The organism is Microvirga sp. 2MCAF35, assembly GCF_052115545.1.
GTDB lineage: Bacteria > Pseudomonadota > Alphaproteobacteria > Rhizobiales > Beijerinckiaceae > Microvirga.
The window spans coordinates 42,238-56,391 of sequence record NZ_JBFRGW010000017.1; the positions used below are offsets into that span (position 1 = coordinate 42,238).

Here is a 14,154-nt window from a genome sequence, read left to right on the forward strand (position 1 = left end):
CATCAATTGGTGCTTGTCGCGTCCGCCGTCGCCGGGGCGATGGGAGTGGGCTTGCCGTTCAGGCGCTGTCGGTAGACCCGCAAATTCTCCAGCACGCGCTGGACGTAGTTGCGTGTCTCATAGAACGGAATCCGCTCCACCCAATCGACCTCGTCCACCTCGGGTTTCCGAGGATCACCATAGGTTCTCACCCATTTGATCACGTTGCCGCCGCCCGCATTGTAGGAAGCGAAGGCGAGGATGTAGGAGCCTTTCCAGTCCCCCATCAGCTCACCCAGATGGGCCGAGCCGATCTTGGCGTTGTAGGACGCATCCTCGGTCAACCGGTTCAGATCGAAGCCGACGCCGAACCGCTGCGCGGTTCTCTTGGCGGTCGCCGGCATGAGCTGCATGAGGCCACGCGCTCCTGCGCTCGATACGGCACGCGGGTTGAAAGCACTTTCCTGCCGGGCAATCGCATAGACCATTGCCGGTTCCACATCGTCACCCACCGGTTGGAAATCGGGAATGGCCGCCAAGGGATAAGCATGCTGATCGAGCGGGAAACCTCGCTGCAGGGAGGTCTTGCCGATGGCGAGCACGGCACGGGGATTCTGCTGGGACGTGGCCAGACCTGCTAGAGCATCGAGCTGCCCCGGATCGTTCAAGGACTGCGCGAGGTCGGTGTAGAGGTTGAGGGCAAGATCCTGCTCGCCGATCTGTTGCAGCAGTTTCACGGCCTGGACGGGAACCAGGGCATCGAACGCCTTGCGCTCTTCCTCCGAGAGCGGATCGACCTTTCGGAGCGAAATGGCATGCCCCAGTTTGGCCTGGGCCAGTTGGCCGTAATAGGTCGTCGGCTGGTCCGCCGCGCGCTGATAGAAGATCTTGGCATCCTGTCCTTGGCCGGCGGCTTCCGCCGCGCGTCCCTGCCAGTAGGCGACGCGGGATGTGGAGATCGGCGTGGACGCCGTTTGGGCGACCGTTACAAAGTGCCTGGAGGCCGTGGCTGGATCGTTCAGGAAGCGGAGCGCGATCCATCCTGCATGAAACTCCGCCTCGATCTGCTGCACGGGCGATTCCGCAGCGTGATGGCTCGCAACCTCATAAGCCAGCTTGAAATTGCCCTTGTCGAGCAGGGCACGGGCGATCAGGCGCTGTTCGGCCCACCATTCGTCGCCGTCGACGCGCAGGTCTGGGTCCCGCGGCGCCTGCATGATGATCCCGGCAGCCTCTTCCAGGTTATTGCTTCGGCGCTGAAGCAGCGCCCTGGAGAACAGGTAGGATGGGTCGCTGCGCAGGGCGGTCGGCACAGCGGCAAAGGCTTTCTCGGCCTTCTTCTTGCCCTGGAAAACGGCCAGCCGCGCCTTGGCGAGCAACTCGTAGTCCTTGCCGGCGTAGGAGGCTGCGCGTTGGGCTCCGCCCCAGTTCTCCTTCAGAAGAAGTCTCTCCATGCGGAAGCGATGGTCGGCTTTGGAGAGCGCATCCGGAAAGCGGTCGAGGATGCGTCGCTCCATGTCGGGGCCGAAATTGTCCTCTCGCCAGATGTATCGGATCTTGTCGTTCGCCTCTTGCGCGATGCCATCTGCCTGGAGCGCGAAGGCGAGGGCGACCCGGCCCGCCGCCGTTCCGGCAGGCTGCTTGGCGAAAAAAGCGCGGATCTGGGCGGGAGGCCTGCGCTCGGCCAGCAGGGCGTCCTCGCTCCGTCGCCGGAACTGGCTGGAGACCGGCCAGTTCGGATAGTCCCTCTGGAAGGCGAGGATGCGATCGAGCCCCGTGGTGAACCCGCTGCGGATCGCGAACCATTCGATCAGGGCCTGAGCGGCCGGTTGGGTGAGCTTCGATTTGAGGATCTGAGCCTCGGTCGGATCGTTGTCCCGATAGGCCTTGAAGATTGAGGGCAGGTGATCCAGGTCTCCAGGCACCGGTGCAGGCTGTACGAAGCTTTCCAGGAAGGTGGGTTGTCCTGGGGCCGGCGTGTCGGGTGGAATCTCGGTTGCGTGGACGGTGAGAACGGACAATTGGACGAGCGCGACGGATGTCACAAGACGTATGAGAGGACGCATGTTGAGGCTCACCCGCTACCCCCTTGCTGCCGCCTTTTATTTGATTGTGACGACGTTTCTCTTGAGGAAACACTAAGAGCCGAGCTAGGACAACTCCCCGAACGAATGTTTGCGCGCATGCGCCGCACCCCCTATGTCTAAACCCTTGTGGCCCAAGAGAAGGCCCAGCGCCCATTTCGAGGATACCCCATGCCCCAATTCAAAGGCTCCATCACGGCTCTGGTCACCCCCTTCAAGGATGGAGCCGTGGACGAGGCGGCGTTCCGGTCCTTCATCAACTGGCAGATCCAGGAAGGCACGAGCGGCCTCGTTCCCGTGGGAACGACGGGCGAGAGCCCCACGCTCACCCACGCGGAGCATGAGCGGGTCGTCGAGATCTGCGTCCAGGAGACGAAGGGCAGGGTGCCTGTGATCGCCGGAGCCGGCTCCAACAGCACGGCGGAGGCGGTGGCCTTCTCCAAGCATGCGGAAAAGGTCGGGGCCGACGCGGTGCTGATCGTCACGCCCTATTACAACAAGCCGACGCAGGAAGGCCTCTATCAGCACTTCAAGGCCATCAACGACGCCATCGGCATCCCAATCTTCATCTACAACATCCCTGGCCGTTCGATCATCGACATGTCGGTGGAGACGATGGCGCGGCTCTACGAGTTGAAGAACATCGTCGGCGTGAAGGACGCGACGGCCAACATGGCGCGCGCAAGCCTGCAGCGGCAGGTGCTAGGACCGGACTTCATCCAGCTCTCCGGCGAGGATGCGACGGCGCTCGGCTTCATGGCCCACGGCGGACATGGCTGCATTTCGGTCACGTCGAACGTCGCGCCCCGCCTCTGCGCCGAGATGCAGAGTGCCTGCCTGAAGGGCGACTATGCTTCAGCCCTGAAAGTGCAGGATCGCCTCATGCCTCTGCACACCAACCTGTTCATCGAAACGAATCCGACTCCCGTGAAGTACGCCGCGTCCCTGCTCGGCCTCATGGAGGACAAGGTGCGCCTGCCGCTGGTGCCCGCCTCCGAGAATGCCAAGCAGGCTGTCCGCTCGGCCATGGTCCACGCGGGGCTGATCAACACCTGAAGAGCTCATGTCAAAAGATCCAAAGAGTGCCAACCGCGTCGTTGCCGACAACAGGAAGGCGCGGTTCAATTACGAGATCCTCGACACCTACGAGGCGGGGATCGCTCTCACCGGCACGGAAGTGAAATCCCTGCGTCAGGGGAAGGCGACCATCGGCGAGGCCTATGCCGGACCGTCGGGAGAGGAGTTCTTCCTCTTCAACGCCTATATCCCGGAATACCTTCAGGCGAACCGCTTCAACCACGAAACGAAACGCCCGCGCCGCCTGCTGCTGCACAAGCGCCAGATCGACAAGCTGATCGGCGCCACGCAGCGCGAGGGCTTCACCGTGATCCCGCTCAAGATCTACTTCAACGACCGTGGGCGGGCCAAGGTGGAACTCGGCCTTGGGCGAGGCAAGAAACTGCATGACAAGCGTGAAACCGAGAAAGAGCGCTCCTGGAACCGGGAGAAGGCGCGCCTGATGCGGGATAAGGGCTGACGGAACGCCTGCCTGCGCTACCTTCTCCTTTGTTGATTGGGAGGGGAGAATGGCGTCCGTTGCTCTGGTGTCGGTTCTTGGGCCCGATCGGGTCGGACTCGTCGCGGCGATTGCCGAGCACTTGTTCGACGTGGGCGTGAACCTGAGGGACACGACCTTTACGGCTCTGGGCGCGGGCGCCGAGTTCGTTGCCCTGTGCGAGCTTCCCGCGGATCTGACGGCCGCTGACATCGAGGCCGGACTGAAGCAGCTACCCGAGCTTGAGGGGGCCGATGTTAGGGCCGTTCCCTATGCTTTCGATCCGAGCCCAGGCCCTGCCGGCACCATCACTCATCGCATCGCCATCAGCGGCGCCGATCAGCTCGGCCTCGTGGCGCGTCTCTCGGAAGTGTTCAAGCAATACGAGGCCAATATCGTGCGCCTCGAAGCCCGCAAGCTTCCGGATGCCGAGGGCGGACTTTACGTGACCCGGTTCGCCGTCTCGATCCCCGCCGACCGAACGGATCTGTGCCTGGCGACGGTCAGCAACACGGCCGGGTCGCTCAGAATGGACTGCGACGTCGAGGAAAGTTCGCTTTGAAAAGAAAATGGCCGGGACGAGCCCGGCCATGACAGCATCTCCGCGACAGTCCGAAGCTCAGATGTCGAATTCGTCGTCCGAGCCCTGTCGGATGCCGTAGCGGCTCTCCAGGGCGCCATTGCGGGGCTGCTGCGGGCGCGAGCGCTCGCCGCCTTCGCTCCCGCTGCGTTGCTGGCGGTCCGAGGGGTCGCGCCCGATGCGGGAAGCGAGCTGCGACAGATCGAGGAACTCGTCAGCTTGGCGGCGCAGTTCGTCGGCCACCATCGGCGGCTGGGTCGTCACGGTGGAAACGACCGAAACCCGGACTCCGCGGCGCTGCATGGCCTCGACCAGCGACCGGAAGTCGCCGTCGCCGGAGAACAGCACCATGTGGTCGATGTAAGGGGCCAGCTCGAGCGCGTCGATGGCGAGCTCGATATCCATATTGCCCTTCACTTTTCGACGACCGGCGGAATCCACGAATTCCTTCGTCGGCTTCGTGACCACCCGGTAGCCATTATAGTCGAGCCAGTCGATCAGCGGACGAATGGAAGAATATTCCTGATCTTCCACAAGCGCAGTGTAGTAAAACGCCCGAACCAGGACGCCTCGGCCCTGGAACTCCTTCAGCAAGCGCTTGTAATCGATATCGAATCCGAGTGTTTTAGTGGTAGCGTATAGGTTGGCGCCATCAATGAAGAGCGCAATCCGCTGCTGGCCTGACATAAGTATTCTCTATTTGTGTCTGCCGGAGCGGCATAACAACCTTTACTATACAAGCGGCATCCATTATTTACGCTGGCAATAAAATTGCGCGATAAAATCACGACGCGCCTTCGTTCAGGCTGTTAATCACCCTTCGGACGAAAAAACGACAATGTAAAATACTTAATGGCGTGCAAATTCCAAGAGTCAAGTTGGCAGAACCAAGGCAGTCAAGCCTTTGTGTGACAATTAAACAGCTTTTATGATTTGAGGCTGCGGCTGCCCGGCTTGATGGCCGGAAGAGCGGCCAATTCGGCAGGGATTTGATCCGGGGCGTAGGCCGGAATGTCCAGCTGCACCAGGGACACCAGGGGGACGCCCAGGTCCGCATTGCCGCCGGAGCGGTCGATGAGGCATGCGGCCCCGAGAATCGTGCCGGGATGCTCCCGCAGGGCGGTCAGGCATTCGCGGGAGGAGAGGCCAGTCGTAATGATGTCTTCCACCATGACGACCCGGGCCCCTTCGGGGATCGTGAAACCGCGCCGCAGGACGAAAGCCCCATTCTCCCGCTCCACGAAGATCGCCTTGCATCCCAGATGCCGAGCCGTCTCGTAGCCTGGAACGATGCCGCCGACAGCGGGAGAGACCACGTAGTCGACAGTCCCGAAGGTTCCCTTGATCTTCTCCGCCAGCGCACGGCAGACCCTCTCGGTGCGTGCCGGATCCTGGAACACGAACATCTTCTGCAGGAAGACAGGACTGTGCAGACCTGACGAGAGAATGAAGTGTCCCTCCAGCAGCGCGCCTGCGGAGCGGAATTCGTCGAGAACTTCATTCTGAGTCATGGCTAAGGATCTCCTGCTCGCGGCTGTTTGGCAGGCGGAACTGTGTGAGGCAAGGACATTCTAGCAAGTATATTTTTCGAGCAACGAAATTAAAAAGCGTCCGCGGCAATTTTGGGTGATGTGTTGGATCACACTTGAAAAACATTATGACGTTCCATCTATAGGACACCATAGAGCCGATACACACCGGTTCTGTATAGAGTGAATTGCTGATCGTCATCAGCAAGTGATTCGACGAGAAGCAGTCGTATAAAATTGTCTCTGACGTGTAATCGCAGCATATAGATCATAGAAGATGTGCACGTCTTAGTATTTTATGTGGCTTATGAGGGTCTGACATGAAAATCACAGCCGCTAGATCTGTGGATACATCATCTGCTCGGAGGAGCCCTTCTGACAAAGCCAATTCTTGGCCTGTCAGGAAAATCGCCATCATGGATGCTGAGATCCGTAGCGATGTCGTCCGAGGCAGTGCCGAGATCCGCCAGATGGACGAAAAGGGCGACATAGCCACCGGAGAGAAACTAGATGCCTGTCGGACCGAGACGGTGCTCGTCGACCAGAATGGCCTCTTCCGCGAAGGACTGAAAAGGCTTCTCGCCGAGACGGCTTACTACCCTGATGTGTCTGCGGCGAGCCTGGATGACGTGCGGTTCAAGCTGGAAGCGAACGATGGCGCAATCCTTTTGATCCTCGATGCGGTCAACGACCATGCGGGAAGCTGCGAACAGGTCCGATTCCTCAAAGAGCAGAACCCATCCATCCGGGTGGTCATGCTCGTCGAGCGATACGACCTCAAGCAGATGTTGGCCGCATTCGAGGCAGGGGCCGCAGCGTGCCTCATGAAATCAACCTCACATGAGGCACTCGTTAAGGTTCTGGATCTGGTCATGCTGGACGAAACGGTGTTCATAACCACCATCCTCGCTCAGCTTCATGAACCGACGGCCTTCAGCGCCCAGGGCAACCTACGTGCGTTGTCAGCCCGAGAAACAGCCGTTCTTGAATGTTTGATTGAGGGTGCATCGAACAAAGTCATTGCCCGCATGCTCGATATTACCGAGGCCACCGTTAAAGTTCACGTCAAGGCGATCCTGCGGAAACTGAAAGCGAAGAACCGAACACAAGCGGCAATATGGGCCTCGACGCATATCGTGAAGACGCCACAGTGACGGAAAGAGCGTGCGGGGCGCCTCAGCTCTTTCTCGTTGCCTGCACGAAAGCCTCAAAGAGCCTGTTTCCGGGATGATCCTGGAAGGTGAACAGTTCCTGGTGCCATTGGACGCCGATGGCAAAGCGCTGAGCCGGTATTTCGATTGCCTCGACGATCCCATCCGCTGCATGGGCGCTCGCTATAGCTTGATCCGACATATCCACCACTGCCTCCCGATGGAAACTGTTCACGAGGATCTCGGATAACCCGATGATCCTTGAGAGACGGGTGTCTTGCCTGAGCGTCACAGGATGAAGGAACCCACGTTTGTCGTGCTCCATGACATGGGGGCCCAGCGATCGCACGTTCGGGGACAGGCGGCAGCCGTGAAGGGCCGCGAGGACCTGCATGCCGTTGCATATGCCGAGGATCGGCTTGTTTCGTTCCAGGAAGCCGCGCATCAGCGTGGTCTCGATCTCCAATCGCTCCGACGGCGGCGAATTGGAAACCTGCCCGTCCACATACCAGGAATCAGGAAAGGCGAAGCGGCCGCCGACGCTCAGGAAACCGTCGAACTCGTCTATGACAGGTTCGATCATCTCGGGAACGTAGGGAATGCCGAAGGGGAGGCCTCCTGCGCGCTGGATCGCGACGAAATAGGCCTTGGTCATGTCGTAGCGCGTGCCGTCGACACTCGTGTTCTCGTCCATGATCACGGCGATGCGAGGCTTGCCACTCATGGCGTCTAACCGGTTACCCGATCGACGCGGCTCACGACACGCTTGGCGCGCAGCTCCGCGATGATGGCGTTGAGGTGCTTCAGGTCCCACACCGTCAGGTCGATGGTCACGTCGGTGAAGTCCTGGGTGCGCCGCTTCATGGAGACATTGTCGATGTTGCCGTCATGATCGGCGATCACCTGGGTGATCTGCGCGAGCGAACCGGGCTCGTTGATCGATTGCAGCTTGATGCGCGCCGGGAAGCGCTGCGTGGAGCCTGATTCCAGGTCCCAGCGAACGTCGATCCAGCGGTCCGGCTCGTTGTCGAATGCTGCCAGAGACGGCGACTGGATCGGGTAGATCGTGACCCCTTCGCCCGGAGTGAGAATGCCCACGATGCGGTCTCCCGGCACAGCGCCTCCTTCCGGGGCGAATCGGATCGGCATGTCCCTGTTGAGACCGCGGATCGGGATGCCGCCCGGATGCTCGCCCGCGACCTTCTTGCCTGCGCCGTCGGGTTGTCCACCGCCCTTGCCGTCTGGGCCGCCGCGGCGCTCGTCCAGGTAATCAGGATAGACGGCCCGCACCACGTCGCCGGAGAACATCTCTCCCCGGCCCACGGCCGCCAGTACGTCCTCGACGGAGACCCGGGCCAGGCGGGGCAGGGCGCCTTTCAGCTTCTCGTCCGAGAAGGCGCGGCCGGCCCGCTCGAAGGCACGTTCAAGGATCTGATGGCCGAGGCCGGTATATTGCCGGCGCACGGCCGCCCGGGTGGCGCGGCGGATCGAGGCGCGGGCCTTGCCGGTGACCACGAGCGATTCCCAGGCTGCCGGAGGTGTCTGGCCCTCTGCGCGGACGATTTCCACCTCGTCGCCGTTCTGGAGCTCGGTCAGGAGCGGGGACATGCGGCCGTTGATCTTGCAGCCGACGGCGGTGTTGCCGACATCGGTATGCACCGCATAGGCGAAGTCGATGGGCGTCGCGCCGCGCGGCAGGGCGATGAGGCGCCCCTTGGGCGTGAAGCAGAAGACCTGGTCGTGGAAGAGTTCGAGCTTCGTGTGCTCGAGAAACTCCTCCGGATTGTCGCCCTCGGCGAGGAGGTCGATGGTCCGGCGCAGCCATTGATAGGCGCGGCTTTCCGTGGCGAGGCGCGAATTGTCGTTGACGCCTTCCTTGTAGAGGGCATGGGCCGCGATGCCGTACTCCGCCACCTCGTCCATGTCCTCGGTGCGGATCTGCAGCTCGACGCGCTGGCTGCCGGGACCGATCACCGTGGTGTGGATCGAGCGGTAGTCGTTCTGCTTGGGCGTCGAGATGTAATCCTTGTAGCGCCCCGGCACCATCGGCCAGCTGGTATGGACGACGCCGAGCGCCCGATAGCACTCGTCGATGCTGTTCACGATGATCCGGAAGGCGAAGATATCGGACAATTGCTCGAAGGAGACGGATTTCCGTTCCATCTTGCGCCAGATGGAATAAGGCCGCTTCTGTCGGCCAGTCACTGCCGCCTCGATGCCTTGTGCCCGCAATTTGGTCGTCAGCGTGCGCTCGATCTCCTCGACGAGCTTCTCGCTCCTGGCGGACAACTCGTGCAGGTGGCGCTTGATGGCCTCATAGGCCTCCGGGTCGAGGTTCTGGAAGGCCAGTTCCTCCAGCTCCTCGCGCATCTCCTGGATACCCATGCGTCCGGCGAGGGGTGCGTAGATGTCGAGGGTCTCTTCCGCGATGCGCTTGCGCTTCTCCGCCGGCATGAACTGGAGCGTGCGCATGTTATGCAGGCGGTCGGCAAGCTTGACGAGCAGCACCCGCACGTCATCGGCGATGGCCAGGAGGAGCTTGCGGAAGTTTTCGCCCTGGGCGGCCCGCTTCGAGACGAGATCGAGCCGCTTGATCTTGGTCAGGCCGTCGACGAGGGCGCCGATCTGCGGCCCGAAGGTCTTGTTGATCTCCTCAAGGGTGGCCTGCGTGTCTTCGACCGTGTCGTGCAGAACCGCCGCCGCGATGGTGGCGTCGTCGAGCTTCAGATCGGTGAGGATCGCCGCCACTTCGAGGGGGTGGCCGAAGAACAGGTCGCCGGATGCGCGCTTCTGGTTGCCATGGGCCATCATGGCATAAACGTAAGCGCGGTTGAGAAGCGCCTCGTTGGTCGAGGGGTTGTAACGCTTGACCCGCTCGACAAGTTCGTACTGGCGCATCATGCGGCCGTTGTCCCCTTCGGTCCTGTTATCTGGCTGAAATCACGAAGCTATCGAAGATATTGTACAACATCTTCTGACCGCAAGCTGAATACCTTGCCGCAGGCCGCCTATGCGCCGGCGTGGTTAAATGGCCCAACAAAAAAGCCCGGCGCGGAGCCGGGCTTTTGAAATCGCCGTGAAAGCTTACTCGCGGTCGTCGTCGTCCGCGCTGCTGCTCGGGGGCACGAGGCCCTCCAGGCCGCGAAGCAGATCTTCTTCGCTCATGCGGTCGAACTGGACGTCCGCATCGTTGTCGCCTCCGGTCGAAGGCGCGGCAGCCGTGTTGCTGAGCATGGGGACGGCCTCGGCCTCAGGCTCGTCCACCTCGACGTATTTCTGCATCGAGTGGATCAGCTGCTCCTTCAGGTCATCGGGAGCGATCGTCTCGTCGGCGATCTCGCGCAGGGCCACGACGGGATTCTTGTCGCGGTCACGATCGATCGTCAGCGGGGAGCCTGACGAAATGAGGCGGGCCCGGTGGCTTGCCAGCAGAACGAGCTCAAACCGGTTGTCGACCTTGTCGATGCAGTCTTCGACGGTCACGCGAGCCATGCGGGGCTCCTTCTTCAGTCATGAGAATATCGGAAGAGGGACCGGATACACCGGTTGGGTTCAGAAAACAAGAGGAAGCGTTCTCCGGCAGGGACTTAACCGGAGGTGCGCCCGCACACGCCTGTTCCAGGTCCCTGCCGCTACAAGCGGAGCCATTGTACGGTTAAGTTCGGGTGCGCCTTGACTCCTTAGCGTCCCGGTGCGAGTCCCGCGCGGATTCTATCAAGGAAGGGGTCCGCTCCCGATGAAGCGCGCATTCGTTTTTCCCGGCCAGGGAAGCCAAGCCGTCGGCATGGGCAAAGCCCTGGCCGATGCCTTTCCCCAGGCCAAGGCCGTTTTCGACGAGGCGGATGAGGCTCTCTCCCAGAAGCTCTCCACCATCATGTGGGAAGGCCCGGCCGAGGAGCTGACCCTCACGGCCAACACCCAGCCGGCCCTGATGGCCGTGAGCCTGGCAGCGATCCGGGTGCTCGAAGCAGAGGCCGGCCTCGACCTGAAGAAGCATGTCGCCTTCGTGGCGGGTCACTCGCTGGGCGAATATTCGGCCCTCGCCGCCGCCGGTAGCCTTTCGGTCTCCGATACGGCCCGCCTGCTGCGGATTCGCGGCAATGCCATGCAGGGCGCCGTCCCGGTGGGGCAGGGCGCCATGGCGGCGCTTCTCGGCCTGGAATACGACACCGCCCTCGAGGTCGCCCGCGAGGCGGCTCAGGGCGAGGTCTGCGACGCGGCCAACGACAATGGTGGCGCCCAGGTGGTCGTCTCCGGCCATAAGTCTGCCGTTGAACGGGCCGTTGCAATCGCCCAGACCAAGGGCGCCAAGCGTGCCGTGATGCTGGCCGTGTCCGCTCCCTTCCATTGCGCGCTCATGCAACCGGCTGCCGACGCCATGCGCGAGGCCTTGGCAGGCGTAACCGTGAATGCTCCCGTGGTTCCGGTCGTGGCGAACGTGGAAGCCGCCCCCATCACCGACCCGGCGGCGATTCGGGATGCGCTCGTCCGTCAGGTCACGGGCACCGTGCGCTGGCGGGAAAGCGTGGCCGCTATGGCCGCTCAAGGGGTCGATTCATTTTATGAGGTCGGGTCGGGCAAGGTCCTGACCGGACTCGTGAAGCGCATCGCCGCCGGGGCCGCAGCGACGGCCGTCGGGACCCCCGAGGATGTCGCCGCCTTCAAAGCCTCCCTGAATGCATAAGGAGCCTCGCATGTTCGATCTCACCGGCCGCAAGGCTCTCGTCACCGGTGCTACGGGCGGCATCGGCGGCGCCATCGCGCGTGCCCTTCACGCCCAGGGCGCAACCGTGACCCTGTCAGGCACCCGGCGCTCCGCCCTCGACGAGTTGGCTTCGTCCCTGGGCGAGCGGGTCCACGTCGTCGAGGCGAATCTGGCTGACAAGGATTCGGTCGAGGCTCTCGTTCCGGCGGCCGAGGCCGCCATGGACGGGCTCGACATCCTGGTCAACAACGCCGGCGTGACCAAGGACAACCTCTTCATGCGCATGAAGGATGAGGAGTGGGATACGGTCATCGCCGTCAACCTGACCGCCTCCTTCCGTCTGTCGCGGGCTGCTGTGAAGGGCATGATGCGCCGCCGCTACGGCCGCATCGTCAATATCGGCTCGGTCGTGGGGTCGACCGGCAATCCGGGGCAGGGCAACTATGCCGCCTCGAAGGCGGGCCTGATCGGCATGACCAAGGCGCTCGCCGCCGAGGTGGCGAGCCGCAACATCACCGTAAACCTTGTTGCTCCCGGCTTCATCGAGTCTCCCATGACCGACGTGCTGAACGAAAAGCAGCGGGAGGGAATCCTCGGAACCATCCCTATGGGAAGGCTCGGCCAGGGCGATGAGATCGCCTCGTCGGTGGTTTATCTCGCCTCCGCCGAGGCCGCCTACGTGACGGGCCAAACCCTGCACGTAAATGGCGGAATGGCTATGTTCTAAAGGAACTTATCGCCTTTTCCGGAATCTGTTTGCAGGTGCCGTTCACCCCTCGCCAGACAGGATAAGCTTGTGTTAAGCATGGTCCCGATCAGGTCAAAGGGGTTGACCGGCGCTTAAAAATGCGGCTTTGCACGGCGCAGGGTAGCCGTTTCAGCGTTGTCAGCTGAACAGCTGATCTAATTTGATTTCTTAATCCGCCCAATTCCTGAGGCGGCAGCCACTGAGGAAAAAACGATGAGTGACGTCGCTGATCGCGTGAAGAAGATTGTTGTCGAGCACCTCGGCGTCGAAGCCGACAAGGTGACCGACAATGCCAACTTCATCGACGACCTGGGCGCCGACAGCCTGGATACGGTCGAGCTGGTGATGGCGTTCGAGGAAGAGTTCAACGTCGAGATCCCGGACGACGCGGCTGAGACCATTGTGACGGTCGGCGACGCCATCCGCTTCCTCGAGAAGAACGCAGCCTAAAAAGGCTGGTAAAGGGCGTCGGGTGACTCATCCGACGCCCGAATTTTATGATCGATAGGGCAGGAATTCATGCGCCGGGTAGTTGTCACAGGTCTTGGCATGGTCACTCCGCTGGGAAGCGGCGTCGACGCCACATGGTCCCGCCTCGTCGAGGGGCAGAGCGGTGCCGGCAAGATTACGGGCTTCCAGATCGATGATCTCGCCTGCCAGATCGCCTGCCAGATCCCGCGCGGCGATGGTTCCAACGGCACCTTCAATGCCGATGAATGGATGGAGCCGAAGGAGCAGCGCAAGGTCGATCCCTTCATCGTCTACGCGATGGCCGCCTCCACCATGGCGCTGCGGGATTCCGGCTGGGAGCCCAAGACTTACGAGGATCAATGCGCCACAGGTGTGCTGATCGGCTCCGGCATCGGCGGCATCGGCGGCATCTACGAGGCTTCGGCCACCCTGATCGAGCGCGGTCCCCGTCGCATTTCTCCCTTCTTCATCCCGGGCCGGCTCATCAATCTGGCCGGGGGCTACGTGTCCATCGAACATGGTCTGAAGGGTCCGAACCATGCGGTCGTGACGGCCTGCTCCACGGGCTCTCACGCCATCGGTGATGCGGCCCGGCTCATTGCCCTTGGCGATGCGGAGGTGATGGTCGCCGGTGGAACAGAATCGCCGATCAACCGGCTCTCCATCGCGGGCTTTGCCGCCTGCCGTGCCTTGTCGACCAACTTCAACGACGATCCGACCCGCGCCTCGCGTCCGTACGACAAGGACCGTGACGGCTTCGTCATGGGCGAGGGCGCCGGCGTCGTCGTCCTGGAAGAGTACGAGCACGCCAAGGCCCGTGGCGCCAAGATCTATGCCGAGGTCATCGGCTATGGCCTGTCGGGCGACGCCTACCACATCACCTCGCCGTCCGAAGATGGCGACGGGGCCTATCGCTGCATGGCCGCCGCCCTCAAGCGCGCCTGCATCGATGTTTCCGAGATCGACTACGTCAACGCCCACGGAACCTCGACGCCGCTCGGCGATGAACTGGAACTCAAGGCCGTCGAGCGCATCATGGGCAATGCGGCTGGCAAGCTCTCCATGTCCTCCACGAAGTCGGCGATCGGCCACCTCTTAGGTGCCGCAGGCGCCGTCGAGGCGATCTTCTCGATTCTGGCCATGCGCGACGGCATCATCCCGCCAACCATCAACCTCGACAATCCGTCGGTGGAGACCGCCATCGATCTCGTGCCCAAGCAGGCCAAGCGCAAGGAGGTCAACGTGGCTCTCTCGAACTCCTTCGGATTCGGCGGGACTAACGCTTCGCTCATTCTTCGTCGCGTATCCTGAGGCCGGCGACGGCACGTTACGGCTTTTCGCCATAATCCCTG

The 14,154-nt window shown here is 61.9% G+C and carries 14 protein-coding genes; 8 read left to right on the forward strand and 6 right to left on the reverse strand.

The window, feature by feature from the left end:
- Positions 1–2 precede the first annotated feature (2 nt).
- Positions 3–2,045, reverse strand: coding sequence for a transglycosylase SLT domain-containing protein (locus AB4097_RS10855; protein ID WP_442039322.1), 2,043 nt, complete (start codon positions 2,043–2,045; stop codon positions 3–5).
- Between the two features lie 189 nt (positions 2,046–2,234).
- Between AB4097_RS10855 and dapA the strand changes: the two genes are divergently transcribed.
- Genes dapA through AB4097_RS10870 form a run of 3 tightly spaced genes read left to right on the forward strand, consistent with a single transcriptional unit; the run spans position 2,235 to position 4,180 of the window.
- A complete protein-coding gene (gene dapA, locus AB4097_RS10860; RefSeq protein ID WP_442039324.1) occupies positions 2,235–3,119 on the forward strand; it encodes a 4-hydroxy-tetrahydrodipicolinate synthase in 885 nt (294 codons plus the stop codon).
- A 7-nt stretch (positions 3,120–3,126) separates the two neighbouring features.
- The gene (gene smpB, locus AB4097_RS10865; RefSeq protein WP_099511742.1) at positions 3,127–3,600 is read left to right on the forward strand and encodes an SsrA-binding protein SmpB; all 474 of its coding nucleotides are present in this window, start codon (positions 3,127–3,129) and stop codon (positions 3,598–3,600) included.
- Between the two features lie 49 nt (positions 3,601–3,649).
- Positions 3,650–4,180: a glycine cleavage system protein R gene (locus tag AB4097_RS10870; RefSeq protein WP_442039326.1), complete on the forward strand. Its 531-nt coding sequence runs from the start codon at positions 3,650–3,652 to the stop codon at positions 4,178–4,180.
- Between the two features lie 57 nt (positions 4,181–4,237).
- Here AB4097_RS10870 and AB4097_RS10875 read toward each other — a convergent pair whose 3' ends face one another.
- Together AB4097_RS10875 and pyrE are read right to left on the reverse strand one after the other, a co-directional pair.
- The gene (locus AB4097_RS10875; RefSeq protein WP_442039328.1) at positions 4,238–4,885 is read right to left on the reverse strand and encodes a LabA-like NYN domain-containing protein; all 648 of its coding nucleotides are present in this window, start codon (positions 4,883–4,885) and stop codon (positions 4,238–4,240) included.
- Positions 4,886–5,124: 239 nt separating this feature from the next.
- On the reverse strand, positions 5,125–5,709 hold the full coding sequence (pyrE, locus tag AB4097_RS10880; protein WP_442039330.1) for an orotate phosphoribosyltransferase: 585 nt from the start codon (positions 5,707–5,709) through the stop codon (positions 5,125–5,127).
- A 434-nt stretch (positions 5,710–6,143) separates the two neighbouring features.
- Between pyrE and AB4097_RS10885 the strand changes: the two genes are divergently transcribed.
- A complete protein-coding gene (locus AB4097_RS10885) occupies positions 6,144–6,881 on the forward strand; it encodes a LuxR C-terminal-related transcriptional regulator (RefSeq protein ID WP_442039332.1) in 738 nt (245 codons plus the stop codon).
- Between the two features lie 22 nt (positions 6,882–6,903).
- Here the strand turns inward: AB4097_RS10885 and AB4097_RS10890 are convergent, their stop codons facing one another.
- The 3 genes from AB4097_RS10890 to rpoZ all read right to left on the reverse strand — a co-directional run bounded on the left by AB4097_RS10890 (position 6,904) and on the right by rpoZ (position 10,370).
- Positions 6,904–7,602, reverse strand: coding sequence for a gamma-glutamyl-gamma-aminobutyrate hydrolase family protein (locus AB4097_RS10890; RefSeq protein ID WP_442039334.1), 699 nt, complete (start codon positions 7,600–7,602; stop codon positions 6,904–6,906).
- 5 nt (positions 7,603–7,607) lie between these two features.
- Positions 7,608–9,779, reverse strand: a complete 2,172-nt coding sequence (locus tag AB4097_RS10895) for a RelA/SpoT family protein (protein WP_442039336.1) — start codon at positions 9,777–9,779, stop codon at positions 7,608–7,610.
- 183 nt (positions 9,780–9,962) lie between these two features.
- Positions 9,963–10,370, reverse strand: coding sequence for a DNA-directed RNA polymerase subunit omega (gene rpoZ, locus AB4097_RS10900; protein WP_009764362.1), 408 nt, complete (start codon positions 10,368–10,370; stop codon positions 9,963–9,965).
- Positions 10,371–10,614: 244 nt separating this feature from the next.
- On the opposite strand from rpoZ, the gene fabD reads away from it, so the two are divergent.
- The 4 genes from fabD (at position 10,615) to fabF (ending at position 14,113) form a co-directional block, all read left to right on the forward strand.
- On the forward strand, positions 10,615–11,562 hold the full coding sequence (fabD, locus tag AB4097_RS10905) for an ACP S-malonyltransferase (RefSeq protein ID WP_442039339.1): 948 nt from the start codon (positions 10,615–10,617) through the stop codon (positions 11,560–11,562).
- A 10-nt stretch (positions 11,563–11,572) separates the two neighbouring features.
- On the forward strand, positions 11,573–12,310 hold the full coding sequence (gene fabG, locus AB4097_RS10910; protein ID WP_114945663.1) for a 3-oxoacyl-[acyl-carrier-protein] reductase: 738 nt from the start codon (positions 11,573–11,575) through the stop codon (positions 12,308–12,310).
- Between the two features lie 234 nt (positions 12,311–12,544).
- The gene (locus AB4097_RS10915; RefSeq protein ID WP_009764365.1) at positions 12,545–12,781 is read left to right on the forward strand and encodes an acyl carrier protein; all 237 of its coding nucleotides are present in this window, start codon (positions 12,545–12,547) and stop codon (positions 12,779–12,781) included.
- A gap of 69 nt (positions 12,782–12,850) precedes the next feature.
- A complete protein-coding gene (gene fabF / locus AB4097_RS10920; protein ID WP_442039342.1) occupies positions 12,851–14,113 on the forward strand; it encodes a beta-ketoacyl-ACP synthase II in 1,263 nt (420 codons plus the stop codon).
- The last annotated feature ends 41 nt before the right edge of the window (positions 14,114–14,154 follow it).

Bases quoted from the DNA above. Each gene is read 5' to 3' on its own strand.
- AB4097_RS10855 (WP_442039322.1), bottom strand. From the start codon at position 2,045: ATGCGTCCTCTCATACGTCTTGTGACATCCGTCGCGCTCGTCCAATTG.
- dapA (WP_442039324.1), top strand. From the start codon at position 2,235: ATGCCCCAATTCAAAGGCTCCATCACGGCTCTGGTCACCCCCTTCAAG.
- smpB (WP_099511742.1), top strand. From the start codon at position 3,127: ATGTCAAAAGATCCAAAGAGTGCCAACCGCGTCGTTGCCGACAACAGG.
- AB4097_RS10870 (WP_442039326.1), top strand. From the start codon at position 3,650: ATGGCGTCCGTTGCTCTGGTGTCGGTTCTTGGGCCCGATCGGGTCGGA.
- AB4097_RS10875 (WP_442039328.1), bottom strand. From the start codon at position 4,885: ATGTCAGGCCAGCAGCGGATTGCGCTCTTCATTGATGGCGCCAACCTA.
- pyrE (WP_442039330.1), bottom strand. From the start codon at position 5,709: ATGACTCAGAATGAAGTTCTCGACGAATTCCGCTCCGCAGGCGCGCTG.
- AB4097_RS10885 (WP_442039332.1), top strand. From the start codon at position 6,144: ATGGATGCTGAGATCCGTAGCGATGTCGTCCGAGGCAGTGCCGAGATC.
- AB4097_RS10890 (WP_442039334.1), bottom strand. From the start codon at position 7,602: ATGAGTGGCAAGCCTCGCATCGCCGTGATCATGGACGAGAACACGAGT.
- AB4097_RS10895 (WP_442039336.1), bottom strand. From the start codon at position 9,779: ATGATGCGCCAGTACGAACTTGTCGAGCGGGTCAAGCGTTACAACCCC.
- rpoZ (WP_009764362.1), bottom strand. From the start codon at position 10,370: ATGGCTCGCGTGACCGTCGAAGACTGCATCGACAAGGTCGACAACCGG.
- fabD (WP_442039339.1), top strand. From the start codon at position 10,615: ATGAAGCGCGCATTCGTTTTTCCCGGCCAGGGAAGCCAAGCCGTCGGC.
- fabG (WP_114945663.1), top strand. From the start codon at position 11,573: ATGTTCGATCTCACCGGCCGCAAGGCTCTCGTCACCGGTGCTACGGGC.
- AB4097_RS10915 (WP_009764365.1), top strand. From the start codon at position 12,545: ATGAGTGACGTCGCTGATCGCGTGAAGAAGATTGTTGTCGAGCACCTC.
- fabF (WP_442039342.1), top strand. From the start codon at position 12,851: ATGCGCCGGGTAGTTGTCACAGGTCTTGGCATGGTCACTCCGCTGGGA.